The 14,999-nt window shown below is 63.8% G+C and carries 14 protein-coding genes; 7 read left to right on the top strand and 7 right to left on the bottom strand.

Features of this window, described 5'->3' with window-relative positions; translation table 11 throughout:
* A partial coding sequence (locus tag FJ424_RS28605) for a P-II family nitrogen regulator (protein ID WP_140700325.1) occupies positions 1-182 on the bottom strand: 182 nt, incomplete at its 3' end.
* Between the two features lie 348 nt (positions 183-530).
* Between FJ424_RS28605 and FJ424_RS28610 the strand changes: the two genes are divergently transcribed.
* Both FJ424_RS28610 and FJ424_RS28615 read left to right on the top strand, forming a co-directional pair.
* Entirely contained in the window at positions 531-2,048 is a 1,518-nt protein-coding gene (locus tag FJ424_RS28610) for an NAD(P)H-hydrate dehydratase (RefSeq protein ID WP_140657267.1), read from the top strand.
* On the top strand, positions 2,045-4,051 hold the full coding sequence (locus FJ424_RS28615) for a hypothetical protein (protein WP_140657186.1): 2,007 nt from the start codon (positions 2,045-2,047) through the stop codon (positions 4,049-4,051). The genes FJ424_RS28610 and FJ424_RS28615 overlap by 4 nt, the downstream gene beginning before the upstream one ends.
* Position 4,052: 1 nt before the next feature.
* On the opposite strand, the gene waaF is transcribed toward FJ424_RS28615, so the two are convergent.
* The 4 genes from waaF to FJ424_RS28635 all read right to left on the bottom strand — a co-directional run bounded on the left by waaF (position 4,053) and on the right by FJ424_RS28635 (position 8,076).
* The gene (gene waaF, locus FJ424_RS28620) at positions 4,053-5,072 is read right to left on the bottom strand and encodes a lipopolysaccharide heptosyltransferase II (RefSeq protein ID WP_140657187.1); all 1,020 of its coding nucleotides are present in this window, start codon (positions 5,070-5,072) and stop codon (positions 4,053-4,055) included.
* Between the two features lie 60 nt (positions 5,073-5,132).
* The gene (locus FJ424_RS28625; protein WP_140657188.1) at positions 5,133-6,074 is read right to left on the bottom strand and encodes a glycosyltransferase; all 942 of its coding nucleotides are present in this window, start codon (positions 6,072-6,074) and stop codon (positions 5,133-5,135) included.
* A gap of 58 nt (positions 6,075-6,132) precedes the next feature.
* The gene (locus FJ424_RS28630) at positions 6,133-7,665 is read right to left on the bottom strand and encodes an acyl-CoA carboxylase subunit beta (RefSeq protein WP_140657189.1); all 1,533 of its coding nucleotides are present in this window, start codon (positions 7,663-7,665) and stop codon (positions 6,133-6,135) included.
* 63 nt (positions 7,666-7,728) lie between these two features.
* Positions 7,729-8,076, bottom strand: a complete 348-nt coding sequence (locus tag FJ424_RS28635; protein ID WP_140657190.1) for a hypothetical protein — start codon at positions 8,074-8,076, stop codon at positions 7,729-7,731.
* Here FJ424_RS28635 and FJ424_RS28640 point away from each other — a divergent pair.
* Positions 8,075-9,499, top strand: coding sequence for a DEAD/DEAH box helicase (locus FJ424_RS28640; RefSeq protein WP_140657269.1), 1,425 nt, complete (start codon positions 8,075-8,077; stop codon positions 9,497-9,499). The two genes, FJ424_RS28635 and FJ424_RS28640, sit on opposite strands and share 2 nt — an antisense overlap.
* A gap of 72 nt (positions 9,500-9,571) precedes the next feature.
* Here the strand turns inward: FJ424_RS28640 and FJ424_RS28645 are convergent, their stop codons facing one another.
* Positions 9,572-10,561 (bottom strand): alpha/beta fold hydrolase, encoded by a 990-nt coding sequence (locus FJ424_RS28645; RefSeq protein ID WP_140657191.1) that lies wholly within the window; start codon positions 10,559-10,561, stop codon positions 9,572-9,574.
* A gap of 69 nt (positions 10,562-10,630) precedes the next feature.
* Positions 10,631-11,479 carry an SDR family NAD(P)-dependent oxidoreductase gene (locus FJ424_RS28650; protein WP_140657192.1) on the bottom strand — a complete coding sequence of 283 codons (849 nt, stop codon included), beginning with the start codon at positions 11,477-11,479 and terminating at the stop codon, positions 10,631-10,633.
* A gap of 191 nt (positions 11,480-11,670) precedes the next feature.
* Between FJ424_RS28650 and FJ424_RS28655 the strand changes: the two genes are divergently transcribed.
* From FJ424_RS28655 to FJ424_RS28670, 4 genes are read left to right on the top strand one after another with little or no spacing between them, the layout of a single operon-like run.
* Complete coding sequence (locus FJ424_RS28655) at positions 11,671-12,705, top strand: cysteine synthase A (protein ID WP_140657193.1); 1,035 nt, start codon at positions 11,671-11,673, stop codon at positions 12,703-12,705.
* Positions 12,705-13,448 carry an alanyl-tRNA editing protein gene (locus FJ424_RS28660; RefSeq protein ID WP_140657271.1) on the top strand — a complete coding sequence of 248 codons (744 nt, stop codon included), beginning with the start codon at positions 12,705-12,707 and terminating at the stop codon, positions 13,446-13,448. The genes FJ424_RS28655 and FJ424_RS28660 overlap by 1 nt, the downstream gene beginning before the upstream one ends.
* 32 nt (positions 13,449-13,480) lie before the next feature.
* Complete coding sequence (gene sseA / locus FJ424_RS28665) at positions 13,481-14,332, top strand: 3-mercaptopyruvate sulfurtransferase (RefSeq protein ID WP_140657194.1); 852 nt, start codon at positions 13,481-13,483, stop codon at positions 14,330-14,332.
* Positions 14,332-14,895 carry a GNAT family N-acetyltransferase gene (locus FJ424_RS28670; protein ID WP_140657273.1) on the top strand — a complete coding sequence of 188 codons (564 nt, stop codon included), beginning with the start codon at positions 14,332-14,334 and terminating at the stop codon, positions 14,893-14,895. The genes sseA and FJ424_RS28670 overlap by 1 nt, the downstream gene beginning before the upstream one ends.
* Positions 14,896-14,999 lie beyond the last annotated feature (104 nt).

Here is a 14,999-nt window from a genome sequence, read left to right on the forward strand (position 1 = left end):
ATCTTCACCTTGGGCAGGAAGTCGACGACATATTCGGCGCCGCGATAAAGCTCGGTGTGACCCTTCTGGCGGCCGAAGCCCTTGGCTTCGGTGACGGTGATGCCTTGCAATCCGGCCTCCTGAAGCGCTTCCTTCACTTCGTCCAGCTTGAATGGCTTGATGATCGCTTCGATCTTTTTCATGTAAAAAGTGGCCTCCACTGCCAAGAAGACGGGTTGTGTGCCCCGCTTGCGCCTCCATCAAGCACGAACCGTGCCAATCCTGAGGAGCGCAGGCGGCGAGGGGTGTTTTCGAGCCCATGCCGCGTCCGGATGCACATTCGCGTCATCCGCTGCATCGGATGCATCATGGACGCCCAAACCCTATACATCACCCCTCCTCACGTCCGCACAAAAAACAGGCAGCCAGCGCAATTTGCAGGCAGGAACCCCTCCCGGATGCGACCGGATGCGCAACAGATGCGCGGTCGCGCTGGTTTGCTTCGAACCGAAAACTGGACAATGCTTGATCGCATGGAGATCGGCAATCCCATGTACAATGAACTTCTATCGCCGGCCGAAATGGCCGAAGCCGACAGACTGGCAATCGCGGCCGGTCCGCTCGACGGCTATCGCTTGATGCAACGTGCCGGCGAGGCGGTCGCTGCCGTCGCGCTGGCGCGTTATCCGGCCGCAACGAGGGTGCATGTATTGTGCGGCCCCGGCAACAATGGCGGCGACGGCTATGTCGTGGCGCGGCTGCTGGCCGAGGCGGGCGTGGATGTAGCCCTGTGGACATCCGGCGAACCGAGGGCAGGCGGCGATGCCGCGCTTGCGGCGGCTGACTGCACTCTGGAACGGCACCTGCTTTCGGCCTTCTCCGCAGAGACTGGCTCGCTGGTTGTCGATGCGATCTATGGCGCAGGCTTGTCGAAGACGGTGTCCGGCGACGCCAAAGGCGCGATCGACATCGTGACCGGGATGAACCTGCCGGTTGTCGCGATCGACCTGCCTTCGGGCGTTTCCGGCGAAAGCGGCGAAGTCCTCGGCTCGGCATTTCGCGCGGCTCTCACGGTGACCTTCGCACGAAAGAAGCCCGGGCACCTGCTTCTGCCTGGCCGCGAGCGATGCGGCGAGATCGTGTTGGCCGACATTGGCATCCGTGACGAGATCATCGACGAGGTCGCGCCGCGCACCTTCGAGAATCGGCCAGGACTCTGGCTCGCGAACTTTCCCGCTCCCGCCGTCGACTCGCATAAGTACAAGCGCGGCCATGCAAGCGTCTTTTCAGGCGGACCATCCGCGACCGGCGCGGCGCGCCTTTCGGCGCTTGCGGCAGCCCGAAGCGGGGCAGGGGCTGTCACCGTGCTCTCGCCGGCGAACGCCATGCAGATCAACGCGGCGCATCTGACCTCGATCATGCTGCGCAAGGTCGATGCGATCGAAGATGTGCATGACCTTATCGGCGATCGCAGACCATCCGCCTTCGTCCTCGGCCCCGGCTTCGGCATCGGCGACAAGGCGCGCGATTTCACCCTTGCCGTGCTCGCCAGGAAACGCCAGGACGGCGGCGTCGAGGGCCTCGTGCTCGACGCCGACGGCATCACGTCTTTTCGCAACGCGGCCGCGACGCTGTTCGAGGCAGCCGGCAGACCGGACGCACCGGCGTTGATCATGACGCCGCATGAGGGCGAGTTCGGCAGGCTGTTTGCCGACATTGCGGGTGACAAGGCTCTGTCTAAGCTGGCCAAGGCGCGCGAAGCTGCGCGACGCGCCAACGCAGTGATCGTCTACAAGGGCGCCGACAGCGTGATCGCCTCGCCGGATGGCCGCGCCGCGATCAACAGCAATGGCGCGCCCTGGCTCGCCACCGCCGGCTCGGGCGACGTGCTGGCGGGCATCATTGCCGGGCTTCTCGCGCAAGGCATGCCGGCCTTCGAAGCGGCTTGCGCCGGGGTCTGGATCCACGCCGAGGCCGGCAGCCGTTTTGGGCCGGGTTTGATAGCCGAGGACCTGCCTCTGGCCATGGTGCCGGTTCTTCGCGAACTGGCGGAGAGCGCTGTCCGATGAAACGGCTGGTGCTCGCTATCGTAGTCCTTCTCCTGGCTCTATTCGCGACGCAGTCGGCGCGCGCCGCCGACCGCCCGATCACCATCGTCGACGACCCGCGCATCCTCGCCACGCTCGACGCCAAGGGATACGGTTTCGCCGGCCTGTTCGGCGTCGACGGCAGCGACGACCTGAAATCCCTCTACGACGAGGCGCCCGCCTACCACGCCATCGTCGACACGGTGGCCGGCGACGTCGCCGCGTTGCGCGGCGACATGAAGGCTGGCGGCCGCACTCTCTATGAAGTGACCGACGGCAATGTCGGCCGCATCATCGACATGCGCTGGCTGAAGACGAACGCCGCGCGCTTTCGCCTTGTCGGCGTCGTCAACCGGCTCGACCGGCGCGATTTCGCAGCACTTGGCAACGAGACGAGCTGCGGCGAGGTGCGGTTCATCTATCGCCTGGCCTACAGCTTCAAGAAGAACGGCGGGCAACTGGCCTCGCGCCTGCCGTTCAACTTCAGCGCGATATACCGCGTCGCTCAAGACGCCGATGGCGGCTGCGTGGGCGCTGCCGGCCGCTGGACGCCGCAGCTCGACGAAACGGTCGATGCCGGCTGGCTGACCGGCGGGCCGCTCGAGAAGGTCTCGCTATCCTTCAAGCAGCTCGAGCTCAACGCGCAGGTTGCGCGCTTTCCTTCCGGTCAGGAAACCGAGTTCGGCGGGCAGGCCGCTTACCTGATGCGCATCTTCAGCATCGACGGTTCGACGGTCGGCGAGAAGCCGCTGGAAAATACGCCGGATATGGCCCGGCTTGCCGAGGATGCCGGCCTCAAGGCACGGCTTGCCGACTATGTTCGCGCCAGTGCCGCGGCCGTCGATCTCGGCGTCTACGAAATCCCGGATGAATTTCTCGCCCGGAAAGTCATCTCCTGGTCGACCTTCGGCAGCGCCAGGCAAGCCAATCATCCGTTCACGCCGTTGTTCTACCCGAAGGACTTTGCCGGGCTCGACTATTCCAATCTGAAACTGGTACGCACGCCGGAAGCTCTGGTCGAGCGACTCGACAACGGCGCCTGTCAGGGCTGCCATCAGGCGGGCTCGACCGCCGGCTTCCATTTCATCGGTCTGGACGACGCCACGACCTCACCGTTGAACCGCCTCGAGGTCGGCATCTCGCCGCATCTGCATGCCGAGATCCCGCGCCGCGAGGCGTGGCTCAAGGCGACCGCCGAGGGCAAGGAGCCCAACCGCTTCCGCCCGCTCTCCTTCGCCCCGCCAGCCGCCTGGAAAGATGCAGGAGAGGTCGATTACACGCCGGCCGAAACGGCGATGCCATGCCTGATGCCGGAAGACGCAAGTCGCTTCGGCGGCACCTGGCAATGCGGCGCCGGCACGGTTTGTATGCCGATCGCCACCGCTTCGGGCGTCAGAACCAAATTGGCGCAATGCCTGCTGCCCAGTGAGAGCGACAAAATATTTTCCGGCCACCCATGCCTGGCCGGAACTATCGCCAGCAACAGCGCACAGCCTTTCAACGACCGATACAAGATCACCGGCCAGTTCGCCGCCTTCGCGCCGGCGATCTCGCGCACCGCCTATACCTGCCGGCCGCCGAAGATCGGCGTTCCAGGCGGCTTCGCCTATCGCGCCTGCGATGACAAGGATCGCGCCTTCGCCGCCTTCAAACCCGGCAAGCCGATGCCCAGCGAGATCTGCGGACTGGTCGGCGGCAAGAAGTTCGACATCTGCGTGGCCACCAACAATTTCGACCAATGTCTTGGCGGCGCCGTCAACCGCGGCAACCGCCCAGCTTGCTCGGCCGATCATTTCTGCCGCGAGGACTATATGTGCCAGTCGCTGCCGGCGGACACGCCAGGCGCCGCCAAGGTCAAAGGCATAGGTTTCTGCTCGCCGACCTATTTCATTTTCCAGATGCGCATCGACAACCACGCCACGCCTTGGACGACCACGGCTCGCGCGAGCCTGGGCGCGGGTTTCGGCGCGGCGGCCGAGGAATAGGTCAGGCGAATTGCGGCGCGTTTTTTCGGACCGCCGCCGCGAGCGCCTCGCGAACCCTGTCTTCGGTCACTGCGTGCGTGTTCTCCACCCAACCCGGTGTCGAAATCGGCGGCTCGAGGAAAATCACCTGCTCGTTGACCGGACCGTGCACATAGGCTCGGTTCGAACCGTAGATGAGCACGCACGGACCGCCCAGCGCGCCGGCGGCATGGGAAATGCCGCCGTCGACGCCGAGAAAGACGGTCGAGGCCGCGATCTGGCACATCGCTTCCGCAATATCGGGTGTGGAGGTGAAATCGATCGCCTCAGGCAGTCGCGCCTTTATTTCCGCCGCGGCCTGCCGCTCGCGCGGCCCGCCGATCAGCCAAACCGACCAACCGCGGGCAGCATGGTCGCGCGCGATCGAGACGAAGCGTTCGATCGGCCATGAGCGCTTGTTGGCAAAATCCGAAGTGTAGAGCGCGAGCGCCGGCCTATCCGGGTCGACGCCGTTGCGCCGACGCCAACCGGAAAGCTCTTCGAAGGAAACAACCAATTGCGGAGCCGGCAACGGCCCGTCTTCGGCCGGCGTTTTGCCGAGACGTGCGATTGCGCAGACCTGTTCCGCCAGCCGCGTCTTGCGCGGACCGAAGGCCACCATCGCTTTCAGCCAGCCGGCGGGCAGGCGGTTGACGATGCCGAACTGGAACTCGCGCGGATAGCCGACGCGCTCCGGTATTCCGGCAAGCCACGGCACCAGCGAAGTCTTGGTGCTGCTGGTGAGCATATAGGCTGCCTGATAATCCTCTTCGCGCAGTTTTCGCGCCAGGCGCGCCCGCTCTTTCAGCCCTGGCTTCCAGTCCTTCTCCGCTATCCAGACCGTGCGAACATGCGGCATCAGCCGCGCCAGCGGCGCGGCGATCCTCGAGGTGATGATATCGATCGGCTGCCCGGGGAATCTCTCGGCGATGATCTGGATAGCCGCGTGGCAGCGGATGAAGTCACCGATCGCCGGCAGACAGAAAACCAGGATGGGACGCAATGCGCGATACCTTCTCGATCCGGAATGGCCATCGCCGACGGGAAATGCCCGCATGATTTGTCACGGAAGCGCTTCGCCATCAAGAATGCGGTGGTAGAGCTCGACATAGGCTTTTGCGGCCTTCTCGATCGGAAACCTGTCTGCCGCGGATTCGCGGCATCTTTGTGCCGGCAAACCGCCAATTTCGCCGAAACCGCGCGCAAACTCCTCATCCGTGCCGAAGAAACGGCCGGTGTCGGCATCGACGGTTTCGGGCAGCGCGCCGCGTGCCGTCGTCAGGACCGGCGTGCCGCACAGCATCGATTCGACCGGCGCATTGCCGAATGGCTCTTCCCACGAAATCGGGTTCAGAAAGGCCTTGGTCTCGCCCAGCAGGCGCACCTTCGGTTCGCCATCGACCATGCCGTGATAGCGGAAGCGCGACGACAGGCTTTTGAAGAAGACACCCTCGCGGCGGGTCTTGCTGCGGCCAAGCAGCTTCCAGCGCGAGCCGCCGGCGATATCGAGCTTGAAATCGTATTTTTTCGCGAGGTCCACCGCGCGGTTGAGACCCTTTCCGGCCCGCGCGATGGCCGCCATGAAAAACAGATGTTCGTTCTTCGACGGCGCCAGGCGATAGGCATCGACCGGAAAGCCGTTGTAGACGAAGGTCTTGCGGCCATGCAGCTCGGCATGGCGGGCGCTGATGAAGCTCCAGTTCGGCTGCGGCCTCGGATAGTCCGGCAGGTGGCCGCGCTCGGTATTGAGCGTCGGAAAGGGGACCTCGACCTTCCAGGCATGGAGATGGACGATGTCAGTGTCCTTGGGAACGGCCGCGCGGCACTCGTCATTGGTGACCGCGTGGCGGACGTCGCACATCGGATGCGACGACCCCGGGCCGGCGATCAGCGTCACCTGATGCCCCATCTTGACCATTTCCGTGGTCAGCCATTCGACCTGCCGCTGGATGCCGCCATAGCCCTTGCACGGAATAAGGCCCTGGGCCGCAAGTGTTATTCGCATTTCGTCTCCGCGCTCATGCTAGCGGTTGTTTTCCTCTCGGCTGATGGAGGAGGCATTCTCACAGCGGAATGTTGTCGTGCTTCTTCCAGGGATTCTGCATGTCCTTGTTGCGCAACATGCGCAGCGCCCGCGCGACGCGGCGCCGGGTCGAATGCGGCATGATCACCTCGTCGACATAGCCGCGTTCGGCGGCGACGAAAGGCGACAGGAAGCGATCCTCGTAAGTCTTTGTATGCGCGGCGATTTTCTCCGGGTCGCCGATATCCTTGCGATAGATGATCTCGACCGCGCCCCTGGCGCCCATCACGGCGATCTGTGCGGTCGGCCAGGCATAGTTCATGTCGCCGCGCAGATGCTTCGACGCCATCACGTCATAGGCGCCGCCATAGGCCTTGCGGGTGATGACGGTGATCTTCGGCACGGTCGCCTCGGCATAGGCGAAGAGCAGCTTCGCGCCATGCTTGATCAGCCCGCCATATTCCTGCGCGGTGCCCGGCAGGAAGCCCGGCACGTCGACGAAGGTGACGATCGGAATAGAAAAACAATCGCAGAAGCGCACGAAACGCGCCGCCTTGCGGCTGGCGTCGGAATCGAGCACGCCTGCCAGCACCATCGGCTGGTTGGCGACGAAGCCCACCGTGCGGCCGTCGACCCGGCCGAAGCCGGTGACGATGTTTTTGGCAAAGCTCTGCTGGATCTCGAAGAAATCGCCTTCGTCGGCAACCTTCAGAATCAGTTCCTTGATATCATAGGGTTTGTTGGCATTGTCCGGGATCAGCCGGTCGAGCGACAGGTCGTGATCCGTCACCGACTGATAGCACTCGATCTCGGGAATTTCGGCGGTGTTGGAGGCCGGCAGCAGATCGACCAGCCGGCGCATCTGCAAGAGCGCCTCGACGTCGTTGTCATAGGCGCCGTCGGCGATCGAGGACTTGGTGGTGTGGACGGAAGCGCCGCCGAGGCTTTCGGCGGTCACCGTCTCGTTGGTCACCGTCTTCACCACGTCCGGCCCGGTGACGAACATGTAGGAGGTGTCGCGCACCATGAAGATGAAATCGGTCATGGCAGGCGAGTAGACATCGCCGCCGGCGCAGGGACCCATGATCAGCGAGATCTGCGGAATGACCCCGGAGGCGAGCACGTTGCGCTGGAAGATCTCGGCATAGCCGCCGAGCGCCGCCACGCCTTCCTGGATACGCGCGCCGCCGGCGTCATAGAGGCCGATGATCGGCGCGCGATTGCGCAGCGCCATCTCCTGGACCTTGATGACCTTCTCCGCATGCGCCTCCGACAGCGAGCCGCCGAACACGGTAAAATCCTTGGCGAAGATATAGATCGGGCGACCGTTGACGGTGCCCCAGCCGGTGACGACGCCGTCGCCGGCGATCCTGGTCTTCTCCATGCCGAAATCGGTCGACCGGTGCTCAACATACATGTCGAACTCTTCGAACGAGCCCTCGTCGAGGAAGACCTCGATACGCTCGCGAGCGGTGAGCTTGCCCTTCTTGTGCTGCGCCTCGATGCGGTCCTTGCCGCCGCCCATGCGGGCAATCTCGCGGCGGCGCTCGAGTTCCTTCAGCACGTCTTTCATCGCTGTCCCCAAAACGGATAAGTGATTTGTGGTAATCGCCGGGATAGGAGAGCGCAAGCGCCCTCATTTTTGTTGCACTGCAACATGAAGCCTCTTGCATTTCGGGCCGGACTCGGCCATATGCAGCGGCATAGGCGCTTGGGCCGGGAACGAATCCGGCCTTCTCGACGAATGAGACTGGTTGCGTCTGTTTTCCCTCTTTCCGGCAAATCGGCCCTGGTCGATCGGCAAGCTGGCGAAAAAGCCCCGAGGCATGATGCTTGCGGGCACGACAGCGCAGCCGCGCGGACGATCGTCCGCCGCCTTGTCGTTCCTTGATAATTTATCCGACGGCAGGTTGCGCCCTGCCGCCATTGATGTTTGCGGCCACAAGGCCGCGTGAAAGAAGAATATTTTGACCAACGAAAACATGGCGGAACTGAACGGTTTCGCCGCACTTGGAATTTCGGGCGCGTTGCTGAAGGCCACTCATGCCGCCGGCTTCGCCGATCCCAAGCCGATCCAGATGCAGGCGATCCCGCCGCAGTTGGAAGGCCGCGATATTTTTGGCATCGCCCAGACCGGCTCCGGCAAGACCGCGGCCTTTGCGTTGCCGATCCTGTCCAAGATCATCGGGCTCGGCACCAAGCGCCGGCCGAAGACGACGCGTGCGCTCATCCTGGCGCCGACGCGCGAACTCGCCGTGCAGATCGAGGATACCATCAAGATCCTCGCCAAGGGCGCGCATGTCTCGACCGCGCTGGTTCTGGGCGGCGTCTCGCGCTTCAGCCAGGTGAAGAAGGTTGCGCCCGGCGTCGACATTCTGATCGCCACGCCCGGCCGCCTGACCGACCTGGTGCGCGAGGGCGACCTTATCCTCGCCGACACCAAATGGCTCGTCCTCGACGAGGGCGACCGCATGCTCGACATGGGCTTCATCAACGACGTCAAGCGCATCGCCAAGGCGACCGCGCCGGACCGCCAGACGGCACTGTTCTCGGCCACCATGCCCGATGAGATCGCAGAGCTTGCCAAGGGCTTGCTGAAGAACCCCGTCCGCATCGAAGTTTCGCCGCAAAGCACCGCGGCAGCCGAGATCGTGCAGAGTGTGGTGCTCGCCCGCACCAAGCAGAAGCGCCAGGTGCTGTCCAAGATGCTGGCCGACGAGGCAATGCGCTCGGTGATCGTGTTCTCGCGCACCAAGCATGGCGCCGACCGCGTCACCAAGGACCTGGCCCGTGACGGTTTCGAGGCTGCCGTCATCCACGGCAACAAATCGCAGAATGCGCGCCAGAAGGCGCTCAACGATTTCCGCGACGGCTCGGTTCGCATCCTGGTCGCCACCGACATCGCGGCGCGCGGCATCGACGTGCCCGGCATCAGCCATGTCGTGAATTTCGACCTGCCGGACGAGGCGGAGAGCTACGTCCACCGCATCGGCCGCACCGGCCGCAACGGCAGGGACGGTATTGCGATCACGCTTTGCGATCCTTCGGAGAACGCCAAGCTGCGGCAGGTCGAGCGTATCATCCGCATGAAGCTGCCGGTTGTTGCCGACCATCTCGGCAGCCCGGATCCGCAGCGCGACCCCAGGGAAAAGACCGAGCGTCATTTCGAACCGGCCAATGATCGCGAGCATCACGGCGCCCGCCGCGATGGCCGCCGCCCTGGCAACGGTGGCGACAACAAGCGTTTCGGCGGCAAGCCTCATGGCGAACGCGCCCCGAAGCCGCAGGGCGAACGCCCGGCTGCCGCCAAGCCGAATGGCTCGAGCAAGCCTGACGGCTTCAAGCGCTTCAAGGGCAACAGCAAGCGCCGCTTCGGCGGCAAGCGTCCGGCGAACCGGGCTGCTTGAGCCCAGCAGAACCACGCGAACAGGAACGGCTGGAGCGATGCTTCGGCCGTTTTTCATTTCACTGGCCTGACTTCACTCGCCTGACTGCTGCTGCATCAGCGCCTTCACCCACACCAAGATGCGCTGGGTGAGAAAGGCCGTGGTCTGCGGCGACAGCACATCGCCGGCGATGACGTGATTGTCCGGATCGCCGGTATCGTCGACCGGCACCAGCTCGTGCGGAGCTCCCCAGCGTCCGGCAATCTCGCGCGTCCGGTCGGGTCGCACCACCTTGTCGGAATCCGAGAAGATGAACAGGGCCGGGATCGTCGCCTTCTCGACCGGCGCGCCATAAGCGAGTTCCGTGAGCGCGGCCATCGGCAGCACCGCCTTCATCGGATATCTGGTGGTCCAGAATTTTTCGTGGAGCGCGTTGCGCGGGGGGAAACTGCGCTCCTTGCCGCCAACGAGATCGGCGAGTTGCCCGCCCCAGGGCATGGTCAGCAACTCGGCGCCGGAGGCCTTGACGCCGAAGTTGGGCGATATGAACGCGATCGCGGCGACATCGTCCGAAGCGCCCGGCTGCGTTGCGGCCCACGCCGCGAGCGAGCCGCCGGTCGAGGTCCCGATGACGATCACCTTGTCGCCGATGGCGCGGCCGATGGCCAACGCCTCCTCATAGTCGTTGATCCAGGCATTGACGCTGCCTTGCGCCATTGCCGCGCCGTCCTGACCGTGACCGGTCAGGCGCGTGTAGAAGAGGTTGGCGTCCAGTTCATCCGCAATGTCGTCCGGCAAGGGGCGGACCTCGCCCTTCGAGGCGGAAAAGCCATGGATATAGACGATGGCCAAGGGCGTCTTGGCATGGACCATCGGGTTCGCCCAGATGATCTCCTTGTCGAGCCCGTCGCGGATGTGGGGCACGGCAGCCTCTTCACGCGCCAGATAGGCCTGCGGATCGTCGCCGATCGCCGACGGATTGAAACGGATCGTCGTATCGACCGACACGCGCGGGCCAAGGACGAAACCGGCGACCAGGACGACTGCAAGGCCAAACACTGCAAGCACGATCCGCCGCCCCATTACAGTCTCCAAGCAATGATTCTCAACCTATGGCCGTCCCCGCCGGCAGGCAATTGCCGTTTCGCCGGCTTATGTCGCCTTGTCGCCGGGCGGATCTTTTTTGCCGGGCAGCCTGCGGTCGAAATGCAATGGCCGCCCCCACCAGTGGGTGGTGAGACCAATGACGAACCGGCAGATCGGCCGCGGCAGCAGGCTGAGCAGTTTCAGGGGCAAGCTTACGTGGTACGGGAAGGTGACTTCGAAGCCGCCCTTCCTGATGCCGCGCGCCATGCGGCGTGACGCGCGATGCACAGGCATGAGGCCCGGCATCGGCAGCTTGTTCTTTTCGGTCAGCGGCGTGTCGACGAATCCCGGATTGATGACCTGAACGCGGATGTTCATCTTGTCGAAGTCGTATTTCAGCGACTCCGCCAGGATGTTGATCGCGGCCTTGGTGCCGCCATAGGCCGCCGTGGTCGGCCAGCCGCAATAGGCGGTGACCGATCCGACCAGGACGACATGGCCGCGTCCGCGTACGCGCATATGCTCGACGACCGGCACCACGCCGTTGACGATGCCGAAATAGTTCACGGCGAAAGAGCGATGGAAATCGCGCACCACCAGGTTCTCGCCGGGTGTGGCGATATAGTTGCCGGCGTTGAAGACGGCAAGCACGATCGGCCCCATCTGTTCTTCGATCGCGGCGGCCGCGCGCGCCATGCCCTGCTCGTCGGTCACGTCACAGGGAAAGGACTTCACATGTCCGGACATCTGCGCCGTTTCGACGATCAGCGTGTCGGCTGGATCTTCCGGCAGCGACGTCACCGCGACGGCATAGCCTTGATTGGCGAGATCCTTGGCCAACGCCCGGCCAAGGCCGCTGCTGCCGCCCGTGATCCAGGCGACACCGTCTTTCGGATTGGCCCGGTAGAGTGCCATGGGATGTCCTGCGAATGTTCCGGTTTGCTCTAGCGGCGGAGAAATCGGTTGAAAAGAGCGGTTTTGCGCATGACGTTGAAATGATCGCGAGCATTGCACCATCCGGAATGCGACTGGACCAGGCAAAATCTTGCCTTGAAACCGCGGCTTCCGGTTTTTAGGGTCTCGCCGCACACATGAAGGAATCCCGCATGCCCCGTTCTGTGATCGAAGCGATCGGCAACACGCCCCTGATCCGGCTCAACAAAGCTTCGGAAGCGACCGGCTGTGAGATCCTCGGCAAGGCCGAGTTCATGAATCCCGGCCAATCGGTGAAGGATCGGGCCGGCCTGTTCATCATCCGCGATGCCGAGCAGCGCGGCCTGCTCAAGCCCGGGGGGCTGATCGTCGAAGGCACTGCCGGCAACACCGGCATCGGTTTGACGTTGGTCGCCAAGGCGCTTGGCTACCGCACCGTCATCGTCATCCCCGACACGCAGAGCCAGGAAAAGAAGGACACGATCAAGATCCTGGGCGCGGAGCTGATCGAAGTGCCGGCGGTGCCCTACAAAAACGCCAACAATTACATAAAACTGTCCGGCCGCCTTGCCGAGCAACTGGCGCGCTCGGAGCCGAACGGCGCGATCTGGGCCAACCAGTTCGACAATGTCGCCAACCGCGACGGCCATATCCGCACGACCGCGCAGGAAATCTGGGCTCAGACCAACGGCAAGATCGATGGCTTCGTCTCGGCCGTCGGCTCCGGCGGCACGCTCGCCGGTGTCGCGCTCGGGCTCAAAGGCAAGAGCAAGGACGTCAAGATCGCGCTCGCCGACCCGCTGGGTGCCGCCCTCTACAGTTTCTACACCAGCGGCGAGCTGAAATCCGATGGCAGCTCGATCACCGAAGGTATCGGCCAGGGCCGCATCACCGCCAATCTGGAAGACTTCACGCCGGATTTCTCCTACCAGATCCCGGACGAGGAAGCTTTGCCGATTATCTTCGACCTGATCCAGGAAGAGGGGCTCTGCGTCGGCGGCTCGACCGGCATCAACATCGCCGGAGCCGTCCGACTGGCGCGCCAGCTCGGACCAGGCCACACCATCGTGACGATCCTTGCCGACTACGGCACGCGCTACCAGGCCAAGCTCTTCAATCCGGAGTTCCTGCGCGGCAAGAATCTTCCGGTGCCGGGCTGGATGGAAGAAAAAGCCGATATTTCAGTGCCGTTCGAAAAGGTGGCATGATGGCGTACAAAACCGAGGCGCGGTTTCGCGACGACGCCTATCAGAAGACGGCGGAGGCCGAGGTCGTCGCGATCAACGATCGTGGCGGCATCCTCCTCGATCGGACAGTCTTTTATGCAACGTCCGGTGGGCAGCCGGGCGACACCGGGATATTTGAGCGCGCCGATGGCGGCCGCATCGCGATCGCCGCCACCATCACCGGCGAGACCAAGGACGAGATCGTCCATGTGCCGGCACCGGAGCAGGCGCTGCCCGCGGTCGGCGAAAAGCTGAAACTCCTGATCGACTGGGAGCGGCGGCACCTCCTGATGCGCATGCACTCCGCCTGTCACCTGCTGACTGTCGTTTGCCCTTTCCCAATCACCGGGGCAGCGGTCGCAGAGGACGACAGCCGCGTCGACTTCGACATTCCCGACGCCGGCTTCACCAAGGAGGATGTGACGGCGAGGCTGATGGAGCTGGTGTGCGCCGATCATCCGATCTTCACAAGGCTGATCACCGACGAGGAACTCGCCGCCAATCCCGGCCTGGTGAAATCGAAGAACGTCCGCCCACCCGTCGGTACAGGAAAAATCCGTCTGGTCTGCATCGGCGACAACGGCTCGATCGACAGCCAACCCTGCGGCGGCACACATGTGAAGTCGACAGGCGAGGTCGGCGAGATACATATCGGCAAGATCGAGAAGAAAGGCCGCGAGAACCGGCGCTTCCGTATCCGCTTCGGATCGATACCGGCGAATTGACGTTGAGGCGAGGCGGGGCAGGGAGAACAAAAATGGCGCAGGACAGCCCTTTCATCGTCGACGCCGATTGGCTGGAAAAGCAGCTTGGCGAGCCAGGCCTCACCATCATCGACGCCTCCTGGTACCTGCCGGCGCAAAAGCGCGACGCTCGCGCCGAATACGATGCCGCTCACATTCCCGGCGCGCGCTTCCTCGACCAGGATGCGGTTTCCGATCCGGATTCGAAACTGCCGCACACATTGGCCTCGCCACAGCACTTCGCCCAATATGTCGGCGCCATGGGCGTTTCGGCCGACGACACGATCGTCGTCTATGACGGTCCAGGCCTGTTCTCGGCGCCGCGCGCCTGGTGGATGTTCCGCGTCATGGGCGTCTTCCAGATCTACATCCTTAACGGCGGCATCGACCGCTGGAAGGCCGAGGGGCGACCCGTGATGGCTGAGCCGACGAAGATCGCGCCAAGCGTCTTCCACGCCGATTTCGACGCGGGCCGGGTTGTCGGGCTCGACGAGATGCGCAGGATCGTCGGCGGCCGGAAGAGCCAGATCGCCGACGCGCGCTCTTCAGGCCGCTTTGCCGGCACCGATCCGGAGCCGCGCGCAGGCGTCCGTTCGGGCCATATGCCTGGCGCGCGCAATGTTCCGATCACGGCGCTTGCCGAGAATGGCGAGCTGCTTCCCAAGGATCGCTTGCGCAAGGTGATCGAGGGCGCCGGCATCGACCTGTCGAAGCCGGTCGTCACGTCCTGCGGCTCGGGCATCACCGCGGCGGCGATCACGCTGGCGCTGGAGACGCTCGGCCATACCGACAACCGGCTTTACGATGGTTCCTGGACAGAATGGGGCGGTCTCGGCGACACGCCGGTGGTGACGGGGAAAGAATGATGGAAAACGGCGCGCTGCAAGATATCGATGTCACGGTCACGTTCCTGGAGATGCATGCGGCGCCGGCGGTTTCGCCGCCAATCCCCTACAACCGCCAGATCGCGCTGCTGAAGACGAAAGATATCCCGCTCCATTTCTACCGCTATCTGATGGATCGCGTTGGGCGAAAATGGCACTGGGTCAATGTGCTGAGGCTGAGCGACGAGGAGCTTGCCGCCGGTCTGCACCGCGAGGACCGCGACATCAGGGTGCTCTATCTCGACGGCGCTCCCGCCGGCTTCTTCGACCTCAAGCCGCATCTGCCGGACGAGGTGGATCTCGCCTATTTCGGCATGATGGAGCATGCGCACGGCCAGGGCATCGGCCGCTGGTTCCTTGGCGCCGCGATCTCGGCCGCCTGGGCGCATGGGCCAAAGCGCGTCACCGTGCAGACCTGTACCCTCGACCATCCGGCGGCGCTCCCGCTCTACCAGAAGCTCGGCTTCACGCCGGTGGCGCAGAAGAAGGAGGTCGTGCATCCGCTGAGCTTCGCCGAGCGCTCGGCCAGCGTCATGCGAGGCTAAGCCGTTCAAGCAATTCCGAACGGCAAGCTATAACGTCTCACCGCCTGAACGCCTCGTTCATCGCCGCTTCAGACTGTCTTTGCCATTGTCCCGGCCGCATTACG

Origin of the sequence: Mesorhizobium sp. B3-1-8, from assembly GCF_006439495.1 — a bacterium.
Taxonomy (GTDB): domain Bacteria; phylum Pseudomonadota; class Alphaproteobacteria; order Rhizobiales; family Rhizobiaceae; genus Mesorhizobium.